This is a genomic window from Niallia sp. WK069_GA_01 (assembly GCF_983173855.1).
Window position 1 is genome coordinate 692,368 of sequence record NZ_OZ470138.1, and the last position, 18,300, is coordinate 710,667.

Below are 18,300 nucleotides of genomic sequence, written 5' to 3' on the forward strand. Positions count from 1 at the left end.
TTATTGTCGATTTTTATTGCAATTTGTCAAAAAAGAAAACCCAAAAATAGTATGGTATATAGTAAAATAGTTCTATAAAAACTGGTAGGGAGGTATATAGTGGGGATTATTAAAAATATTGTTACCTTTGGAGCATCTGGGAGAATAGAAAAGAAGGTAGAAGAGTTTGAGGAATTGCAAAATGAATATAAATCTTTATATGCAAGTATGGAAAGCAAAAGAGAAGAGGTCAATAGATTACTGGAAGAAACAGTACATCTAAAGGTTCAGGCTTTGAAATCATTAAAGAAAATATCCAAAATCTCTAAATATCTAAAAGGCAAAGATAGAGATTTTATATACAGAAGTATAGGCAATGATTACGAAACGATTGATTTCAATAAAATAGACGATACAATAACGGCTGGGCAAGTAGCTATAAGTGCAACGAAAGGGTTATCTGCAGGTGTTGGAACTGCTGTTGGAGCATGGGCTTTAGTTTCAACAATTGGTACTGCTTCAACAGGAACAGCTATTGCAGGATTATCTGGAGTAGCCGCTACTAATGCAACACTAGCCTGGTTTGGAGGAGGTTCCTTAGCTGTAGGTGGTGGTGGAATTGCTGCAGGAACAGCGGTATTAGGAGGAATAGTAGCTATTCCTGTTCTTGCGTTGACAGGTGTTTTTAGTCATGTATCAGCCAATAAGAAAATTCATGAAATTGAACAGCAAATGATTAAAGTACTAGAAGCAGTTGATCAATTAAATGCAAATATATTAAAGCTGGATTTAATTGAAGAGCGATCAAAAGAATTGAGTGTTTCTATTAAAAAAGCGCAAGAGGTTTTTGAGAGGGAATATAAAAAGGTTTATAAAGAGATATATAAATACCCGTTATTTTCGAAAATGTTTAAGTGGACCAAAAAGAATATATTTAGAAGAAACTACTTTTCTAAAAAGGATTATGATTCTATTGCATATATAGGTGGGTTAGCTACAGATTTTTCTATTTTAATGAATACAAAAGTTTTTGAAGAGTAGAGGGAGGAATTAACTATGTTTGAATTAATAAAGAAAAAGAACCAACCAAATCAAGCAATAAAAAAATTAAGTGGAGTATCTGATGTAATTCCAGCAGCTGACGTTTTAAACTTTTGTGGCAAGTTAACAGAAGCGTATAAAGAAGCGAAAGTAACAGAAAGAGAAATCGAAAAGATTAATGCACAAAAAGAAGTACTATTAACAGAAATTGAAAAGAAATATGAATTGTACCACAAGGTATTTGACCGTATTTTTGATGAAAGAAATAAAGCGATAGGGAAGTCTTTTGATATTATTGACAAGGGATTAAAAGAAGGAGATAAAGATTTAATAAGTATGGGGCTGCAAAGTTTGAGTAAGGTAGTGTCGTCTAGTCCATTTGGGAATGTTCAACAGTTGTCTCAAATGATTGAAGGGAATAAGGTTATTGAGATTTAATCTGTAGAGTATGGAGTTTGAACCCTTAAAATGAATTCGCAAAAGCCGAGAAATCACTAGAAGAGAAACAGAAACAAATGAATTCGATAGAGGTCAATAACAAACGCATAGCAATTGAATGAACTAAATCGTTCAATCATCCAGCTTGATATCGAGATGAAGAAAATTGATATTCAATACAAGCTAATCAAGCAAACTTGCCCTAATGCTAGGATACAAGCAATTGATGAGTATCTTCATTTACTCAGGAAGAAAAGAGCAGAATTAGAAATTCAGAAGAGGAGAACATAACTACTCCTCTTTTTCTGAATAGAAATAGCCTACTAGATTTTTATGAAGGGACTCTGCAACAAAAGCGGGAGAAATGATTTCTTACAGTTAACAATATTAGATAGAAATAAATAGTAAGTAATTATACGTTAGCAGGAGATTGAATATTAAACGACAGAACAAACATGGTTAGGGTGATTCGATGATAGATGTAATCTGGGAAAGAATAAATGAACAGGAAAGGCAAGTATTTAAGCAAATTAGAGGTGGGGAATTTACATACGATGTGGTTGGGAATTCCATCAAATTAAGCAGAACAAATCGTGCCATTTCAAAAGGCACAATTGTAGAAGCCATAAAGTATGTCCCGTTAGAAAATACCGTTCCACTTAGACTCTTGGTCACAGTGACTACCCGAAATGTCCCGAAGTTTGTCAAAATTTGATAGGTTGTAGAAGAATTTCTGAGTATGGAAAAGGGAAGGGGGAGTAAGATGAACGTTGCTTTATTAAACGATTACGATATAGATATTGAAAAAGAGGCTCAAGCATTGGTAAGTCAAGGACATGATAGAGAGTATGTGAAAAAACAGCTAAATGAGCGTTATAGGAAATTTTCAAGAAAAGGTGCATTTCGATGTGTTTGTTGTAATGAGCGCGTGGAAATGGTGTTAGTGCAAGATAAAACGTATCATTTTAGACATTCTGATAAGGAAGGATGCTCATATAGCAATAATCAGCAAACGTACACACGCCAAAAAGAAAGTGTGGAAGATATGCCTAAACATCGGGCTGGTAAAGCTATTTTACGTACTTATCTGGAAGGGGTTTGTAAACTAAATGATATAAGGTTGACAGATGGATATCGTTTTAAAAGTACACTCTCTTTTGTTCCTGATTTTATTTTAGAATTTCCCAATGGCCAGAGATGGGCGATAGATTATCTAACTGGTTTAAAACATAATAAAAAATATGCAAATAGCTTGCAGAAACGTAAAGATAGTTATAAAAAGCATCACTTTGTTCCTATTTTTTTAGTTGATAGTTATTGGTTAGCTTATGAGTCTACAATTAATCATGTTTCCCTTGTTGAGGGAGAATTATTATGTATTAGTCAAACGGAGCAAGATGGTTTATGGACTGATTATATAAATAATTTAGAATCCAATCTAAAAAATGCGTTATTTAATAATCGCCCTTATAAACTTCAAGTAAAAAGCATACCTTATATTAATCCTCATGAGCGAGAAATTCATATTATTCGATTTTTACAGGAAATTAATCATCCAACTAGGACTAGGACAGTGTGCAAACCTATAAAAATTCCACTAGAACAAGCATTAGCAATTAATGATAATCATTGTGATTTTACATATACAAGCAGAAATGAAGATGCATACAGAGAAGCATTAAAGAATCAACTCACATCTATTTATCAAGAACAGTTACAAGACGAATTAATAAGAAAGAAGCAACAAGAAGTAGAAAGAATACAAAAAGAAGAAGCAGAGAAAAAACAAAGAGAACTTTCCAGAGAAAAGGAAGAAAAACTTCAACAAGAAGCGGCTCAAAGAGCGCGGCAGACGGAGGAGGATATAAAAGGTACTCCATTTAAAGGACGCAGTAAATGGCAAATGGATCAAGAATTAAAAAGTGATATGAGGGCTTTGCATTCAAAGGAATCATCCAAAAATTCTAGTTGGTATCGTGAAACAGTGAAGCATATGTTGAAAAGCAGTGAAGAAGAGAGTGGAATTAAACAGCTAAACATGGAAGAAGGACATCACAAAAAAATAGAGCATACTATATCCTCTAAAATGCCAGCTTGGAAAGAAAAAGAATTACTTTATCATTCTGTAAGTGGAGAAGCTTACTTTTCAGGTAGTCCAGAACAATGGAAAAGAATAATCTTAGATTCTTATAATCACATCTATACGAATAAAATTTCAGCGATACAATTATTACAAAAAATAAAAGATAAAGGGATTAAATGGGATCAACCGGAAAAAATTATGTTATTACCAGTGAAAGAGTACATGAATTATATCAGTATGAAAATGAAAAATATAAAATAATAATTTTAGAAGTATGGGAGTTCGTTTCTCCAAGCTACTTTCTTAGTTTCTATTGAATGGATTTCTATTAACAAAAAAAATTACCAGGAGAATAGCACCCTTACTACTTTTCTGGCTTCAGTAACATCTTAATCTTTAGCATAGATCAGCTTATTTTGAATATCGTTTTCAGTCATAGAAATATTACTGCCTGCAAATAGTAGAAGTGCCGTTGTTCTAAAGTTTAAATACCAGTAATTAGAGTAAACACTATAATCATGAAAAGGAATGAGGTTTGTGATTGAAATCCCACATTTAGTAAAGAAAAGTCATCAGGTGGAACTAGATAATTATTTTAAGCTACTTGGAAAGACAGGGGAAAGTATAAGTAATCAAGCCTTTTCAGAGGCTAGAAAGAAAATTAAAACAGAAGCATTTATCAAACTATTTGATACCATTGTGGAGTGGTATTATAAGGAGTTTTCCAGTAAAAAATTTATGAGGTATCGCCTTTTTGCAATTGATGGATCCATCCTAGAAATTAATAATTCGGAACGATTAAAGGATACCTTTGGGGTTACAAAAGGCTCTTCCATAGAGCTTGCCCGTGCAATGGCATCATGTATCTATGATATCGAAAATAATCTCCTGGTGAAAGCGCTTATTACCTCTTGTAATGAAAGTGAGCGTTCCGTGGCCAAAAGATTGTTGGAGTAGTATAAAAAATTTCAAACAGAACACGATCTATTCCTTTTTGACCGCGGATATCCTTCTATTGATTTTTTTTCCTATTTAATAGAACTTCAAGTGAAATTTCTTATTCGAATGCCTGTTGGCTATTACAAAAAGCAGATAGATTGGACAAAGTCAGATCAAATGATTGAACTAAAACAAGGCTCGCAATTTGTCGATGATAGAGAATAAGAATCTTAATTTCTGAGCTTATTTCATGTTAGGTTAGTAGTTTTAAATGGGGTAGGATTGATTTCTGTGCTATACGAATAATGAATAAATAGTATAGTAACTGGATAAAACGAAGGTTCCTTTAAAGAGGGTGTCTTTCTTTGTGTTTTGATAAATATCTGGTATTTTTTCTTTTACTCTCAATTTCATTTTCGGAATTGAAAATGTACGCAAAACTGTGAAGCAATTTCTGAAGAGTCCGGTGCGGGAAATCCACACGCCGAGTTCTATGGGGGTTTGAGTCGCCAATTGGGCGACCTTTCTACCCGAAGGAAGAGTTTTAAGTTATTATGTTATTAAAACAAATTACATAATAATTTGCGTAATTTTGTTTTTTATTATATTTTTTCTTATTATATTGTATTAACGGATTACTTTTTGTACAATATGATATATAAGGAGTGATATTATGTCGAAAAGCATTTTCGAACCAAACACATTGCCATTAGATGAATCATTAATTGATATTACTTATTTTTTAGATAATATGCTATTAGCAACTGAAAAGTATACAGAGTTAAAAGGAAAGTTCGACAATGCCAAGATTAAGCCACATATTCTTCTTTTGCCGTTATTAAATCAAGAAGCTGTAACTTCTACGAGAATTGAAGGAACTCAAATTACAATTGATGACTTTTTCGAAGAAACAAACGAAGATGAAGTTAAAAGAAGTAAAAATGTTCAAGAAGCAATAAATTATAGAGAAGCTATTGAGTTTGCTGTTAGGGGACTCGATAGATTACCTTTATCCATTAGAATTATTAAAGAAATGCATCGAATTTTAATGGATAAAGGAGTTAGAGGACAAAATAAGAAGCCAGGTGAGTTTAAGGACAGAGAGAATATCATTGGTAAAAAAGGTGCTACTAGAGAAACTGCTGACTTTATTCCGCCTGGTCCAGATAAAACAATGGATTTGATGTCTAATTTAGAAAATTATTTAAATGATGAGCGAGACGATGCTAACTTCTTAGTAAAAATAGCTATAATACATGCACAATTTGAAACTATCCATCCTTTTTTAGACGGTAATGGGAGGATAGGACGTGTATTAATACCTTTATTTTTATATTATAAGAAAAAATGCGAATATCCATTTTTCTTTTTAAGTAAGACTCTTGAAAAAGATCAATTTAAATATTATAGATATTTGAATGAAACAAGAACGAATAGAAATTGGAATCAATGGATTAATTTTTTCTTGGAATCTTGTATTAAACAAGCGAATGATAATATTAAAACACTTAATAGAATTGATGAATTGTATCAGCGAGATAAAGCACTTCTCATGCGGAAACATAATCATTTTCAAATTGAAAACTTTTTAGAAGTTTTATATCAATATCCTATAATTAGTGCAAATCATCTATCTAATTTAAGTGGAATTAATTATCAAACAGCTAGACAATATATTAATACTTTAGTTAAAAATCGAGTGTTATTTCCTGATCAGAAAAAAAGGAATACGAAATATTACCATTATGATATTATTCAAAATTTAAGATAAAATTTTATTTTGCATATGGATTGTAATTAATAGTGGGATATCAATTAAATCGGTAATGCTTCTGTCTGGTGCGACATTGGCTATGCGGCTAAGGGGGAACTATCTTTCTGATATAGTCTGCAAGTGCAAGTGGGAAAAGAAAGTAAAAGCCCCCTCTTATAGGCGAAATGTCCTTAAAGAGGGGGCTTTATTATTTCTACATATAATCTGTTTTGTTCAATTCTTTATCACAAATTATGAAAGAAGAAAGTGAAATGATTGAATAAGTACATAAATTAACTAATGATAATTGGTTAGGAAATCCAGCGGAATACGTGAATCTTAACAGGCTGTCCGCTTTACATAATAATCGGTACTTGCTCTTCTACAGTTCATTTATTACCCGATGGATATGGGATTCTCCCACAATTTTATTTCCTTGTATGAAAGCATCTAATAGGCTTTTGACTACACAATGTATTAATTTTTCTTGGAATCCCTTGGCTGAAGTTATAAATTGCTGTAATAGCCTCTTCCGAAAAGATTTCATGGGGGTGTTTCTACCACTTTTAATTGGTGAAGAATATACTCATTCGTTTCTTTTTCTGTTAGACCACTTATTTGATATCGCATTTGAATTCGCTGTTCAATGGCTTCCCTTTGCTTTACCCTTAATAGATTCCATAAACTCACAATAAGGGATAGAGGAGACATGGAATCTTCTTTAAAATTAAGAATGAAGCGAAGTTCCTGTAGCGTAGAATCAGAAAAATGATGAGCTTCATCTAAAATAACGACTATTTGTTTTTTCTCATTCTCATAAATATCAAGCATCAAAGACTTTTATTGACGTTTCGCATCCGAAATACGGAGCCTGACCCCAATGTTTTAAAGTACGATGCAGGAAAAGCTTCATGCTTCTATTAAAAGTTGAGAATTTGCTTCGTATAATGAGTAAAGTCATCTAAATGTTTCTCTAAAATTTGTTTTAAAATTTCGGTATTGATGGTTTGATAATCATGGACGGCGATATTTCGAAAGCCAACCATTGCTTTCATACGTTGTGTTATTTCTTTTGTAATAATAGCTGCTTCTTCTAGCATATCAAATGCATCTCGACTCGTTTGGGGTAATCCAAGACGCTCTTCCGCCACAATGTGCATAGCCAAATCAATACATGCTTCACAGGCACGTTGTATATTTAATATTATAGAATCTTGCTTCGTATAGTCAGTTAGGTTTAGTGGATCTTGATCATATACTTCCAAAATACGATTCCTGCAGCGTTCTATCACACTTATTTTATTCAAAATGACATCATTTTTCATAGATGGTCCCGCTTTCGTCTACTTTTTTTAGAATGTTTTTTCTCTCCTCATTTAATTTAGCATACATGCTTAAAGCCTTCATCTGTTCCTTCATTCGCAATGTATTGTCATGACAATAGATTACTTTTCCAGTAGTATAAATTTGAGCTTGAAAGACGGTGGAAGCTTCCGTAATATTGACTAAATCTACTTCTTTTTTTATTATTGCTGCGAGTTCCTGAGCAAGCATAAAAATGTCGTATTTTGTTATTGCTTTGTCTTTATTATAAAATGCTATATCCATATCACTTTGATCATGTACCGTGTTCTTCGCATAAGATCCAAAAACGATGATGAAGGAAGGCGTTATTTTTTTCATTAAAAAATCAGTGATCAATTTATCTATATTCTTTTGCATGCGATCACTCCTGTGAGTATTTGTATAATATTATATCATAACCTTAGGTAGATTTACGGTCACAGTGACGACCCGAAATTTGTCAAAGATTGATAGAGTGAGAGTATAGAAGATTGGAACTTCCCCAGAAGATAAGTACAAGCTTTCAAAGTTATCTGATTGTAAAGCTGCAATAGAACATGGTCTAGCCAATTTGGTTAGACTATATTCAAAACTATTTTTCGGTCCGTACTTCTTTAAATTTTCCACCAGTTTTTTTGATTCATAAATCGTCCAGTTTTATAATTACCGCTTGGACCTTTCAATTGACTTCTTCCTTTTACAGTGCCATCACGACGCTTACGAAAGATACTTCAGCGTTTGTCATGTGAATCGTACAAACACTAGAGGAGCTGGATTTCGGAGAAGGGGTGGAAAAAGTAGTTTTGGCTTCTGGATGCAATGGACGGGGACAATCGTTAACTTTTCTGTTGGCATAAGAATAAGCAGTAGGATTTGCTCTATTATCTCCTTTTAAGTAAGGATACTTATCATTAGTTAAAGGGTTTGGATTTTTAACTGACTTGAATGGTATAAAAGTTCTGTAATCAAATGAAAACTCATTTGATTTAGGAATTGCTCTTGTACCAATAGTGCCGCGACCCTTAGCCTCTTCAAAGATAGGATCTATAATTGGATCTTCAGTCAATGACTCTTCCTCTACAGTTGGTATTGCTACTAGGGTAGATATTGTGCCATCATATTCAAACATTTCATCAGTTAATACTATTTTTTCTTTTATTGCTTCATTCCTTATTAATTCTGCAGTTTCTTCAGAAGCAACATTTTTAATTTTTAACATGTAATTGTATTCTGTGCCACTTTCGACGTTAGTATCTACATAATGTAGATCTGTTGTCTCAGCGATTTTTATATTATTTTTGAATATTTCATAAACATTATCTTCATCTGGAAGTTTAGGCCATTGTAAGGATACTGAATTTGAGGTAACGATAGTTTCTAATCTAGTATTCTGAACTATGTTATCAATATATTCCTCTTTTTCTTCAGTATGCATGGATGTTGATTTTGGAACATTCTGATTATTTGCCGCTACTTTAACAGAGAGCACCTCGTTTAGTTCACCATTTGAATAGACTCCTATTTTATATTTTTGTGATTGTTCAATATTGTCTATATATGTATTTTTTGTACCACTATATAGTAACTGATCGTCTTTGTATATTTTATAGTACTCGTTATCTTTAGGATTTAATTCTAAATTCACCTTATTATTATTTGTTCTAACAGTTACATCTGTGTCAGCGCTAACAATCAAGGGGGGCATAGCAACTCCTAAGGCTACAATGGAAGTGAAAATAATCTTTTTAATATACATTTGTTCCTCCCTCTATAAATGTTGATCTATCAACGGTTTGACCCGTTGTTGGGGTATCAAAAAAATATTTTTCGACACAATCCCTAACAATATTTTTAAAATATGTGAAACTATTCCAATACATGGGTACGCTACGCGGTCACTACTGGATAATGGTGGAAAGTAGTGATAGGAAATTATGCGATGCACAATGGATCTCTGCGTAACTTATGATGACGTACCCTCCCATGTCTCTGGGCATCTAAGTGCCTACATTCCTTCGTTCGGTCTAGTCATAAGGCAGAGGCTAGCGAAGCTCCTTTAGGGACTCAAGGTCGAATGGAAAAAATAGTGCCAGCTTCTCCGTGTCATCCTGTTGTCTAGGTCTATTTAAGGGGATGAAGGGTCTTATGCAGCCTCTACGAGACTAGGAATATCCCTCATCATTCGCTGTGCGTCAAACGCTTTGTGCTTAGTGCTAATTCCATGTAATACTTTTAATAGCTTACCGCATAGAACCACGATGGATTGCTTCTTGCGTAATGGATTAACCATACGATTTGTGTAATACTCATGTAGCTTTCGAAAGGCTTCATTGTGACGGATCATCGGCATCATTACTCGGAACAGAAGGGCGCGAAGCTTTCTTCTCCCCCGTTTGGAGATGCGTTTTTGCCCCTTGTGCTGACCAGAGGAATTTTCACGTAACGTTAATCCCGCGAGTTTAATTAGTTGGCGTGGATCTTCGTAGTGTGAAAAGCTTCCGATTTCAGCTAATAGATCGACAATCGTTGTATCTCCGAGTCCCGGAACCGTTGATAGCCATTCGTACTCTACAGACGTTTTTACAAGGTCAACTAGATGTTGAGTAAGGCTTTCGATATCTTGTTCTAACTGATGGTAACGGCGAACGAGCGTGGTAATTTCAATACGGGCCATCTCACGTCCTTCTGTTACTCCGATAGAGTTAGCTGCGACTTCAATAAGACGCAATGCTTTGGGTCTTTGGGGGGATTTGAGCCCCTCAACCTTCCGATAAAGAGATAAAACTTCATCGGGTTGTTTTTGGTGAAGATCATTCGGAAATGGGGTACATTCAAGTACTGCCAAAGCCATTTTTCCGAATGACGGAAACACCTGAGTAAACTCTGGAAAATAGCGATCTAACCAACGAATAATCATGTTTTTGACAGACCCTAGTTCCTCAGTCAATTTACTTCTAAACGTTGACCCAACGCGAAGTTCGGCCTCCATACCTTTTAGGATACGGGGATAACTGAACCGTCCGTCTTTTAAAAGTCGAGCGATCACAAGTGCATCTTTTCTGTCATGCTTGGTTGGCAGATTGTCGTCCAACTCTTTTGAACGCTTAACATGCATAGGGTTAACCATGGCCAAGGGAATGCCCCGGTCCTCAAGGTAGTAGGCCAAATTGAGCCAGTAGTGTCCCGTAGGTTCAATCCCGACAATGACTTCCGTTTTTTCATTTTCTTTCATGGCTACCAGAATACGTTGATAGAAAAGCTCGAACCCGTCTCTAGCTTGAGAAACAGAGAACGATTTTTGGAGCACACGTCCACGGTCATCCACAAAGCAAGCGTAATGGGTCCGCTTGGCAATATCGATTCCGACTACGAGTGTTTTTTCGGTGACTTGATTTATTTTCTGATTTTGTTTAAAATCCATTTTGGAGTCCTCCTTGGTTAACTAAGTTAGGGGTCATTTCGGTCCACGATTTGACACCCCGTATCATACCAAGAGGGCTCTTTTTTGTTCAAGTCCCCGAAAATCCTTCTAACAGGAATGCTCCTTTTAAAATCTTTAAATTTTCATTACAAACCTATTTATATATAGTAGTAATGTTATAATTAATTGTATAAATATACATCTATGTCTTATATAGGTATAAATTACTAATATCGGAATTAGAAGGAGGTATTTCTATGTTCATAATGAAATTAACAAACAACTTTTTTATCAGACTATTTATTTGCTCTGTTTCATCAGCTTTTTTTCTCTCTCTTTTTTTATTTTACTTTATTAACTCGGTTCCATTTTCTCTTTTTGACTCTTTTGATTTAGCTTCATTCATGCTATTTTTTACTATATTTAGTTTAATCTATCTAGTAATAGGAGCGCCAATTCAGTTTTTCTTGAATAAGGGTTTAGATAATTCCTATATTAAAAATTTTGTATTATTTTTTATAGTAGGTTCTATAGTTAATTTGATTTTCTTTCCAATTGCTACTGATTTAAATCCAGAATTTTACTTGGACAAAAATTTTTACTATATGATCATTTCTAGTAGTGTAATATTTTGGTTGAATGATTTGATTTTCCTAAGAATTAATCACCAGAAAATAAAATTCTAAAATCACAATTTTATTAACAAATGTAAATATATCAAGAGCAGTTTTATAAGATTCGATAAGATTCGGGTGCCTGACCCCTTGAAAGGACATTTGTCTTTTTAGAGAGGATAATTTACACTGTAGAAAATAGAGGGGAGAGAAGAGGAAGCAAGGCAAGCAAGAAACAAATGAAATATCCAATATTCCCAGTTCGTTCCGTTATATAAGAGTATGTAGGATTTCCTCTTTGTTACAGCAATACTTTAATGGAGTGGGATATCATAATAATGTAGACAAAAGTAGAAATTTGTCGAATTAATTTTCTTTATTTTCTTGGTAGTGTAGGTTATAGTAGGTATAAATAACTAGAAAAAAGCAAACTTTTTGAAAAAGAAGGACGCAAAATCACAGGTCTAAGGCGTGGTAGCTAAGATGGCTGGATTGCTAAGAGGATAGTGAGACATAAATGAAAATAAGTAGGATTATTTGTTTCCTTAAAAGGAATCATAAGTTCAGTTACTACACAAACAAATGTGTACGTTGTGGGAAAAAAAGACGATTATAACGATTTTTTATTGAAAATTCAAATAGATGGACGAGTAACATACTGTTTTTTGAGAAATCAGAATATACAAATAAAGTAACGGCAAAATCAAAGGTTGATGATGGAATTTGTTACATATAATGAAATGAGAGTAACCATCTTCTAAGGTCAGGAAGATGGTTTTTAATTATTGATTTTATTTATGCGAACTCAAAGGAGGATTTATTACTAATCAACCACTCTATAGATCTTTTAATAAAGGAGTAAATTTCATAAACGAAACATTTTGAGTCTCAAAATGTAAAATACGAAAAAAAGGAGTAGATGGAGTGATGGCCTGGATGCGTTTGGAAAATGAAATATGTATAAAGAAACTGCCAGAATTTCGCAACTATTTGCAAATACATAACGGTTCAATTAGGGAGAAAAGTATAAAATTTGTTATAGAAAACAACGATTATTTTTCCACTGTTTTATCTAGACATACTAAATCTGCAACAGGTGAGCATCTGGTTTACTTGGATAAAGTTACAGCTGCAAAAGGGAAATATCAAAGGTCTGTCTCAGAAGTAGAGAGAGAAGGAGATCGAGTATATTATGGTATTCTTCCAGATGGTGTATGCTTCGCAGACAATCTGTTTGACGGAATATATGGTGAAGATGATTCCTATTCAAGAAACGTTGAAACTCTCACCCCATCGTCCTTAACGACTCCTTCCAAGCAAAATAGAAAGAATGAAAAAATTTATTTAACAAAAAAAGACTATGAATTATTCGAAAGTTTTTTTCAATATGGTGATTTTGAAAATGCTGATTTGGTTTTTGTAGGGAAAGAAGAGGGCCTTGACAGAAAGACACCACTTGAAACATTTCATAACCAAATAAACTTATTCCAATCTCATTCAGAGGGATTTGGGTATATTAGAAAAGCTGAGGATGTTTTAGGTGGATTTTATATAAAAAACCTTGAACTAACAGATGATAATTCAGTGGAGCATGCCTTTGATGCAACGATGAGACTACAAACAAGAATAAAATATAATATTGACAAAAACTTTCCTGTTATAGAAAATTTAAGACAATATCGCAACGATGTACTTCATCGACCCAATTCACGAACAGCTATGTTTGATTTCTTCCCACTTCCTAAGCAGGGATCCTTTCCTTATATTCTTGATTCGTGCTTGCCTTTTTATACAGAACGTACATATAGAGATTACCAAAAGAGTGGTCAATCAAAGCGAAAAAAACTTATAAAAGAAATGTATGACAGTTACCCATTAAAGCTGAGCTGGGTGTATACAGGGATAAGTAATGGTAACTTTATTTTAAAGGATGTATATGTTGATTTTGGATTTGTGTTTCAAGAATATAACACAAGTATGGTGCATCCTAACTCTAAGCATATTGTAAGCCCTAATTTGAATGAGCCTAAAACATTCTTGATTGGTGAAAGAAAAATGGGAAGTAAAACACAATACGCAATAATATCTCCTTTCCTATCTAGTCGCCAATTGAGTGATGATGATGTAGATGTCATTACTACATGGGCAAAGGCTATTTTGGATCTAGGTCACAGTGACGCCCCGAAGAACTACGGAATTTGTCGAGGATAGGTATTCAAAGCTTGGCTTATTTCTGGAATTAACGGCACTTTGACGTTGCATCAAAGTGCCGTTAATTCCAGGATCCTTTTCATTCCCACTCAAGGCTTCCAAATAAGGCATCCCCGCATAATTGCTCCAACCTTTAAATCACCATCCAAATTCTTAGCCCGTTTCATATCATCCACATGAATTTCGAAATGAATTAATCTACATAATTTTATTCCTCCTGCAATTACCTAGATTGTTTTTATGATGAGTGCTATCGTTATTGACTAGCTTACATTGAACAATATGCTGCAAAGCCCAACCCGTTGAATGAACGGTTTTCTTTATTGGAACTGGTGATAAAATGATCCTTTCATGTGAGAAGTTGCGTATTTATTAGATAACGAGAAGAGTGTGTTCTTCTGCTTATCGTTTGGAATATAATATAATAATAATATATAGAAACGGGATATTAGATTATGCTTATACATAATAAAACTGGAGAACAAGTTGAATGTTATTTTAAGCGAGTGACTGAAGATGAAATAAAATCAAATCGATATATTCCAATGAACGATGGGGCATTTCAATGGTTAAAGCCGCTTTCTCAAGGCTACGAGATTTTTAGTTTAGTAGTAAAAGATCAATCCGATATAGCTCAAGGATTGATTGCTGTAAAACCTAATGCCCATCCAGACTTTATGTGTTTGGATATAGATATTGTGGAATCTGCTCCTCATAGTAAAAGAATGTCCCGCAATAGAGAGTATGTTGGAGTAGGGAAGGATTTATTGGCATTCGCCTGTGCGTACAGTTTTGAACAAGGTTTAGATGGATATGTAGAACTTACATCGAAAACCTCAAACATAAAATTTTATGAACAAATGGGTGCTCAAACATCCTATGGACACCAACTATATTTTGACACGATTAGTGCTAGTGAATTAATTAAAAAATTTTTACCAGGAGGTGTAAAGTGGTGGTCGAAAGCATGATTACCCTTCGTAAAAGAGGGAACACTGATCATAAGGTGAGTGATAAAATGTATCGAAGAGATTTAGAACGATTTGAAGATGCTTTTCCCAACGGAGTCTTTTCTGAGCCACACGATGAAAATGCACCAAAAGTAAAAGTTAGAGCATTAGATACTTATTGTAAAGCAAAAGGTGTTCGTCCCAAAGATTTATCAGAAGAAGAAATGGAACAATTTTTAGTAAGACCATCATTTTAGTTAAGGCACTACAAAAATTAAGTATAAACGGTCACAGTGGGCTGCGATCCATTAAGTAGACAAAATAAATTCGGATTTACCTGTTAATGTCAGTGTTATCAAGGTATAACTTAACTTCTTCTTATCATCCTAGGAAGTGTCCCAGATCCAGGAAAGATTGTCAAGGAAAGCACTTGACACCCTTTCCTGGATCTGAGAATGGGCAACTAGGATAAGAAGGAGTTTATGTGGCATTGAAGCCCTCACTTTAACTCGCTTTACCATATTTTATTGGTGGAAGATAATTCAGCACTCCCTGGATTCTTTTGTGATTATAATAGCGAATATATTGATAAATAATCTCTTTAGCCTTTTCTTTATCCTTAATAGTTTTTAATTCTGGACGTTCTGATTTAATAAAAGAAAAGAAGCTTTCAATACAAGCATTATCCAAACAATTAGCCTTTCTAGACATACTAGGTGTAATTTTAAATTCATGTATTAATTCATTCCATCTATTTGATCGATAGGCAAATCCTCGATCAGAATGAATAATAAGCTTTTCATTTACTTTTCTTATTTCAGAAGCGTAAACAAGGGAATCTTCTACTAGTTGGACATCATGAATCTCTGATATTTGATACCCTATAATATAATTATCATGAAGATCCATAACGGCAGAAAGATATAATTTTTCTCCGTTAATTGGAAATTCTGTTACATCTGTCACCCATTTTTCGCTGGTTTTGGTTGTTGAAAAGTCTCTATTTAAAATATTTTTATAGATATGTCCAGCACCATATACATGCTTATCAGCAATAGATTTCTTCCTTTTCTTTCGTGCTATACTCTTATATCCTAATTCTCTCATTAAACGCCTCATTACTTTGTCACTTACGGGCATGTTATATTCATCTTTTAATATAGCACGTACTTTCCTATATCCATAGTTTTGATGATGTTCATAATAAACTATAGTTATATATTCTTTTAATTGTTTTTCGAGTTTAGTTTCTTTTCTTTTTTTTCCTTTTGTTTTTAAATATTTATAGAATCCTGGGCGAGAGACTTGTAGTTTTTCACATAATTTACTAATAGAGTATTTATATTTTAATTCATCAACTACTTTGAATTTGCATCTTTTCCCTCCTTGTGTAGAATTTGTAAGTACTTTTTTAGAATTTCATTTTCCATTTCTAGCTCTCGAATAACATAGTCTTTATCCAAATCAGGATGATTTCTAAATTTTGGTTTCAGTCCTACTTCACCATAAATATTATATTGTTCTATCCATTTATAAATGTAATCTGGATCTGTTACATCAAATTGTTTCGCAACCTTTAATACACTTTCTCCTGCCAATACCTTTTGCACTGCCTCCAATTTTAATTCAAACGAATAACGCTTATAACTTCTTTGTTTGGGCATGGAAATCACTCCTTTTAAGATTCATTATGGTCATGATTTCCGAATTTAAACTGTTAACTATAAGGGGCGCAATCTACAGTGACGACCCGAAGCGGATCGAAATTTGTCGAAGCCTGATAGAGAGTCTTAATTTTTGAGCTTTTCTCATGTTAGGTTAGTAGTTTTATATGGGGGAGAATTGATTTCTTTACTATACGAATAATGAATAAATAGTAGCTGGATACAACGAGGGCTCCTTTAAAGAGGGGGTCTTTCTTTGTGTTTTGATGAATATCTGGTGTTTTTTCTTTTTCCCCTAAGCATTTTTTACTTTTGCGGTCGATTTGGGCTTTTTTTTGTTTCTTTTTCCTTTAAACTTGCTGTTATTGCTTTCGCTGGTTCTTTCTTTTTTCGGTACATTGAGGGTACCTAGGAATAACAAGAAAAGTGCTTTTCTAAAAGGATAAAACAATGAAGCCTGCTAGTTTTGAAGAGTTAGTGGAACAATATACACCGATGATTCAGCATATGATCAAGAAATTATCGATTTACAAAAATAAAGGAGAATTTTTTCAAATTGGATTGATTAGCATTTGGGAAGCAAGTCATACTTTTCAGCCGGAGAAAGGTAAATATAGCAGCTACCTCTACCGACATATGTGGGGAAGATTTGTGGATGAATTGAAGAAACAAACAAAAGAGCAGGAACGATATATTCATCCAGAAGAAGAGTTTTGGTTAATGGTCGAAAGTCCTGTCCTTTATTCAGAAGAAGAATATAGCATTAGACAGCTGTGCAAGCCATTAACCGAATGCCAAACAAAATGGGTCATCTACACGATTATCCAACAAATGACAGTGAAAGAGATTGCCGAGAAGGAACAGGTGACACCATCTGCAGTAAAAGGGTGGAAGAAGGGTGCGATGGATAAGCTGCGTATGGTGTTGGGGAAGTAAATCTACGGTCACAGTGATGATCCGAAATTTGTCAAAGATTGATAAGTTAGCAGCGTACAAACGTAAGAAAATAAAGTAAAAGCCCCATCTTTTAGGCGAAATGTTCTTAAAGAGGGGGGCTTTATATAGTTCCATACTTACTCTATTACTTACATTCACTATTACTTGATAACGATATTACCAACATATTGAGCAGTTCCTCTATCATTATTAACTTCAACTACAATCATATATTCGCCTTTTTCTGTCGGTAACTGGAAAATTTGTTTATCTTTTTGATAGTCTAAATCAATTTTGTTTTCGTTTTGTTGAACAGAAATATTTATCCCTTTTGGATCAAATTGTCCATCTTTTAATGTTAATTCTACTAGCTGTTTAGAATTAAGCTCCATCGTGGTTTGCTCTTTTGCTAAGGATAGAATATCGCTTTTCTAAACTTGGATTAGATTTTGTTTTTCAATGGCAATGACAGATTGACGAGTAATTTTAACGGCTAATGCAAATTCTTCTTGTGAAATGTCACGAAGTACACGAAAATGTTTGACTTTATTGGTTATCAAAGTTAACCGCCTTCTTTTGTATATTGCTTACGTTAATTTTAACCAATTTTTGGATATGTGTATATAAAACTTTACTTTTGAGTTAGTATCAACATTCTTAAATATATGCTGCAAGGATTTTTTGTTCGGTAGGATAAATACTTATGGGGTTTTTAATCAAACTTTATTTTGAAGCTGGGATACGCTGAGCATATCATAGTTAGTCAGACACTAGAGACTAATTCAATGGAAAAAATACTAAAAAATAGAAAATGTTTATGCTAAAAAGAACCCTACTACCACGCTAAGGTGTAAAATGATAAACTATTATTTAAGTTATCGAAGAGAAATACAGATAACAATTTTACCGTAAACTAACAATAGCCAT

At 33.7% G+C, this 18,300-nt stretch carries 18 protein-coding genes, 1 pseudogene and 1 riboswitch; of the genes and pseudogenes, 10 read left to right on the forward strand and 9 right to left on the reverse strand.

Annotated features, from left to right (window positions below; all coding sequences use genetic code 11):
• Positions 1-99: 99 nt before the first annotated feature.
• From AC5LWL_RS03385 to AC5LWL_RS03410, 6 genes are all read left to right on the forward strand, one after another.
• The gene (locus AC5LWL_RS03385) at positions 100-1,020 is read left to right on the forward strand and encodes a hypothetical protein (protein WP_493433008.1); all 921 of its coding nucleotides are present in this window, start codon (positions 100-102) and stop codon (positions 1,018-1,020) included.
• Positions 1,021-1,035: 15 nt separating this feature from the next.
• Complete coding sequence (locus AC5LWL_RS03390) at positions 1,036-1,458, forward strand: hypothetical protein (protein ID WP_493433009.1); 423 nt, start codon at positions 1,036-1,038, stop codon at positions 1,456-1,458.
• A 472-nt stretch (positions 1,459-1,930) separates the two neighbouring features.
• Entirely contained in the window at positions 1,931-2,173 is a 243-nt protein-coding gene (locus AC5LWL_RS03395; protein ID WP_493433010.1) for a hypothetical protein, read from the forward strand.
• 48 nt (positions 2,174-2,221) lie between these two features.
• Positions 2,222-3,802, forward strand: a complete 1,581-nt coding sequence (locus tag AC5LWL_RS03400) for a hypothetical protein (RefSeq protein WP_493433011.1) — start codon at positions 2,222-2,224, stop codon at positions 3,800-3,802.
• A 276-nt stretch (positions 3,803-4,078) separates the two neighbouring features.
• Positions 4,079-4,498: a hypothetical protein gene (locus tag AC5LWL_RS03405; protein WP_493433012.1), complete on the forward strand. Its 420-nt coding sequence runs from the start codon at positions 4,079-4,081 to the stop codon at positions 4,496-4,498.
• 655 nt (positions 4,499-5,153) lie between these two features.
• Positions 5,154-6,251 carry a Fic family protein gene (locus tag AC5LWL_RS03410; RefSeq protein WP_493433013.1) on the forward strand — a complete coding sequence of 366 codons (1,098 nt, stop codon included), beginning with the start codon at positions 5,154-5,156 and terminating at the stop codon, positions 6,249-6,251.
• Positions 6,252-6,776: 525 nt separating this feature from the next.
• On the opposite strand, the gene AC5LWL_RS03415 is transcribed toward AC5LWL_RS03410, so the two are convergent.
• The 5 genes from AC5LWL_RS03415 to AC5LWL_RS03435 form a co-directional block, all read right to left on the reverse strand.
• Positions 6,777-7,064, reverse strand: a complete 288-nt coding sequence (locus AC5LWL_RS03415) for a hypothetical protein (protein ID WP_493433014.1) — start codon at positions 7,062-7,064, stop codon at positions 6,777-6,779.
• Positions 7,065-7,153: 89 nt separating this feature from the next.
• Positions 7,154-7,558, reverse strand: coding sequence for a type VII toxin-antitoxin system HepT family RNase toxin (gene hepT / locus AC5LWL_RS03420; protein ID WP_493433015.1), 405 nt, complete (start codon positions 7,556-7,558; stop codon positions 7,154-7,156).
• A complete protein-coding gene (mntA, locus tag AC5LWL_RS03425) occupies positions 7,548-7,955 on the reverse strand; it encodes a type VII toxin-antitoxin system MntA family adenylyltransferase antitoxin (protein WP_493433016.1) in 408 nt (135 codons plus the stop codon). Before mntA ends, hepT begins: the two co-directional genes overlap by 11 nt.
• 319 nt (positions 7,956-8,274) lie before the next feature.
• Positions 8,275-9,333 (reverse strand): hypothetical protein, encoded by a 1,059-nt coding sequence (locus tag AC5LWL_RS03430; protein ID WP_493433017.1) that lies wholly within the window; start codon positions 9,331-9,333, stop codon positions 8,275-8,277.
• Positions 9,334-9,720: 387 nt separating this feature from the next.
• Complete coding sequence (locus AC5LWL_RS03435; RefSeq protein ID WP_493432641.1) at positions 9,721-10,998, reverse strand: IS110 family RNA-guided transposase; 1,278 nt, start codon at positions 10,996-10,998, stop codon at positions 9,721-9,723.
• Positions 10,999-12,027: 1,029 nt separating this feature from the next.
• Positions 12,028-12,112: riboswitch (cyclic di-GMP riboswitch) on the forward strand.
• A 427-nt stretch (positions 12,113-12,539) separates the two neighbouring features.
• Between AC5LWL_RS03435 and AC5LWL_RS03440 the strand changes: the two genes are divergently transcribed.
• From AC5LWL_RS03440 to AC5LWL_RS03450, 3 genes are all read left to right on the forward strand, one after another.
• Positions 12,540-13,823, forward strand: a complete 1,284-nt coding sequence (locus tag AC5LWL_RS03440) for a hypothetical protein (protein WP_493433018.1) — start codon at positions 12,540-12,542, stop codon at positions 13,821-13,823.
• 455 nt (positions 13,824-14,278) lie between these two features.
• Entirely contained in the window at positions 14,279-14,794 is a 516-nt protein-coding gene (locus AC5LWL_RS03445) for an N-acetyltransferase (RefSeq protein ID WP_493433019.1), read from the forward strand.
• Positions 14,776-15,030: a hypothetical protein gene (locus AC5LWL_RS03450; protein ID WP_493433020.1), complete on the forward strand. Its 255-nt coding sequence runs from the start codon at positions 14,776-14,778 to the stop codon at positions 15,028-15,030. Before AC5LWL_RS03445 ends, AC5LWL_RS03450 begins: the two co-directional genes overlap by 19 nt.
• Before the next feature lie 247 nt (positions 15,031-15,277).
• Here the strand turns inward: AC5LWL_RS03450 and AC5LWL_RS03455 are convergent, their stop codons facing one another.
• Together AC5LWL_RS03455 and AC5LWL_RS03460 are read right to left on the reverse strand one after the other, a co-directional pair.
• On the reverse strand, positions 15,278-16,105 hold the full coding sequence (locus tag AC5LWL_RS03455; RefSeq protein ID WP_493436528.1) for an IS3 family transposase: 828 nt from the start codon (positions 16,103-16,105) through the stop codon (positions 15,278-15,280).
• A 26-nt stretch (positions 16,106-16,131) separates the two neighbouring features.
• Positions 16,132-16,437, reverse strand: coding sequence for a transposase (locus tag AC5LWL_RS03460; protein WP_493433021.1), 306 nt, complete (start codon positions 16,435-16,437; stop codon positions 16,132-16,134).
• 450 nt (positions 16,438-16,887) lie between these two features.
• On the opposite strand from AC5LWL_RS03460, the gene AC5LWL_RS03465 reads away from it, so the two are divergent.
• Complete coding sequence (locus AC5LWL_RS03465) at positions 16,888-17,373, forward strand: sigma-70 family RNA polymerase sigma factor (protein ID WP_493433022.1); 486 nt, start codon at positions 16,888-16,890, stop codon at positions 17,371-17,373.
• Positions 17,374-17,534: 161 nt separating this feature from the next.
• Here the strand turns inward: AC5LWL_RS03465 and AC5LWL_RS03470 are convergent, their stop codons facing one another.
• The gene (locus AC5LWL_RS03470; protein ID WP_493433023.1) at positions 17,535-17,765 is read right to left on the reverse strand and encodes a hypothetical protein; all 231 of its coding nucleotides are present in this window, start codon (positions 17,763-17,765) and stop codon (positions 17,535-17,537) included.
• A gap of 37 nt (positions 17,766-17,802) precedes the next feature.
• Positions 17,803-17,979: pseudogene (locus AC5LWL_RS03475) on the reverse strand (helix-turn-helix transcriptional regulator); the annotation flags it as partial.
• Between the last annotated feature and the right edge of the window lie 321 nt (positions 17,980-18,300).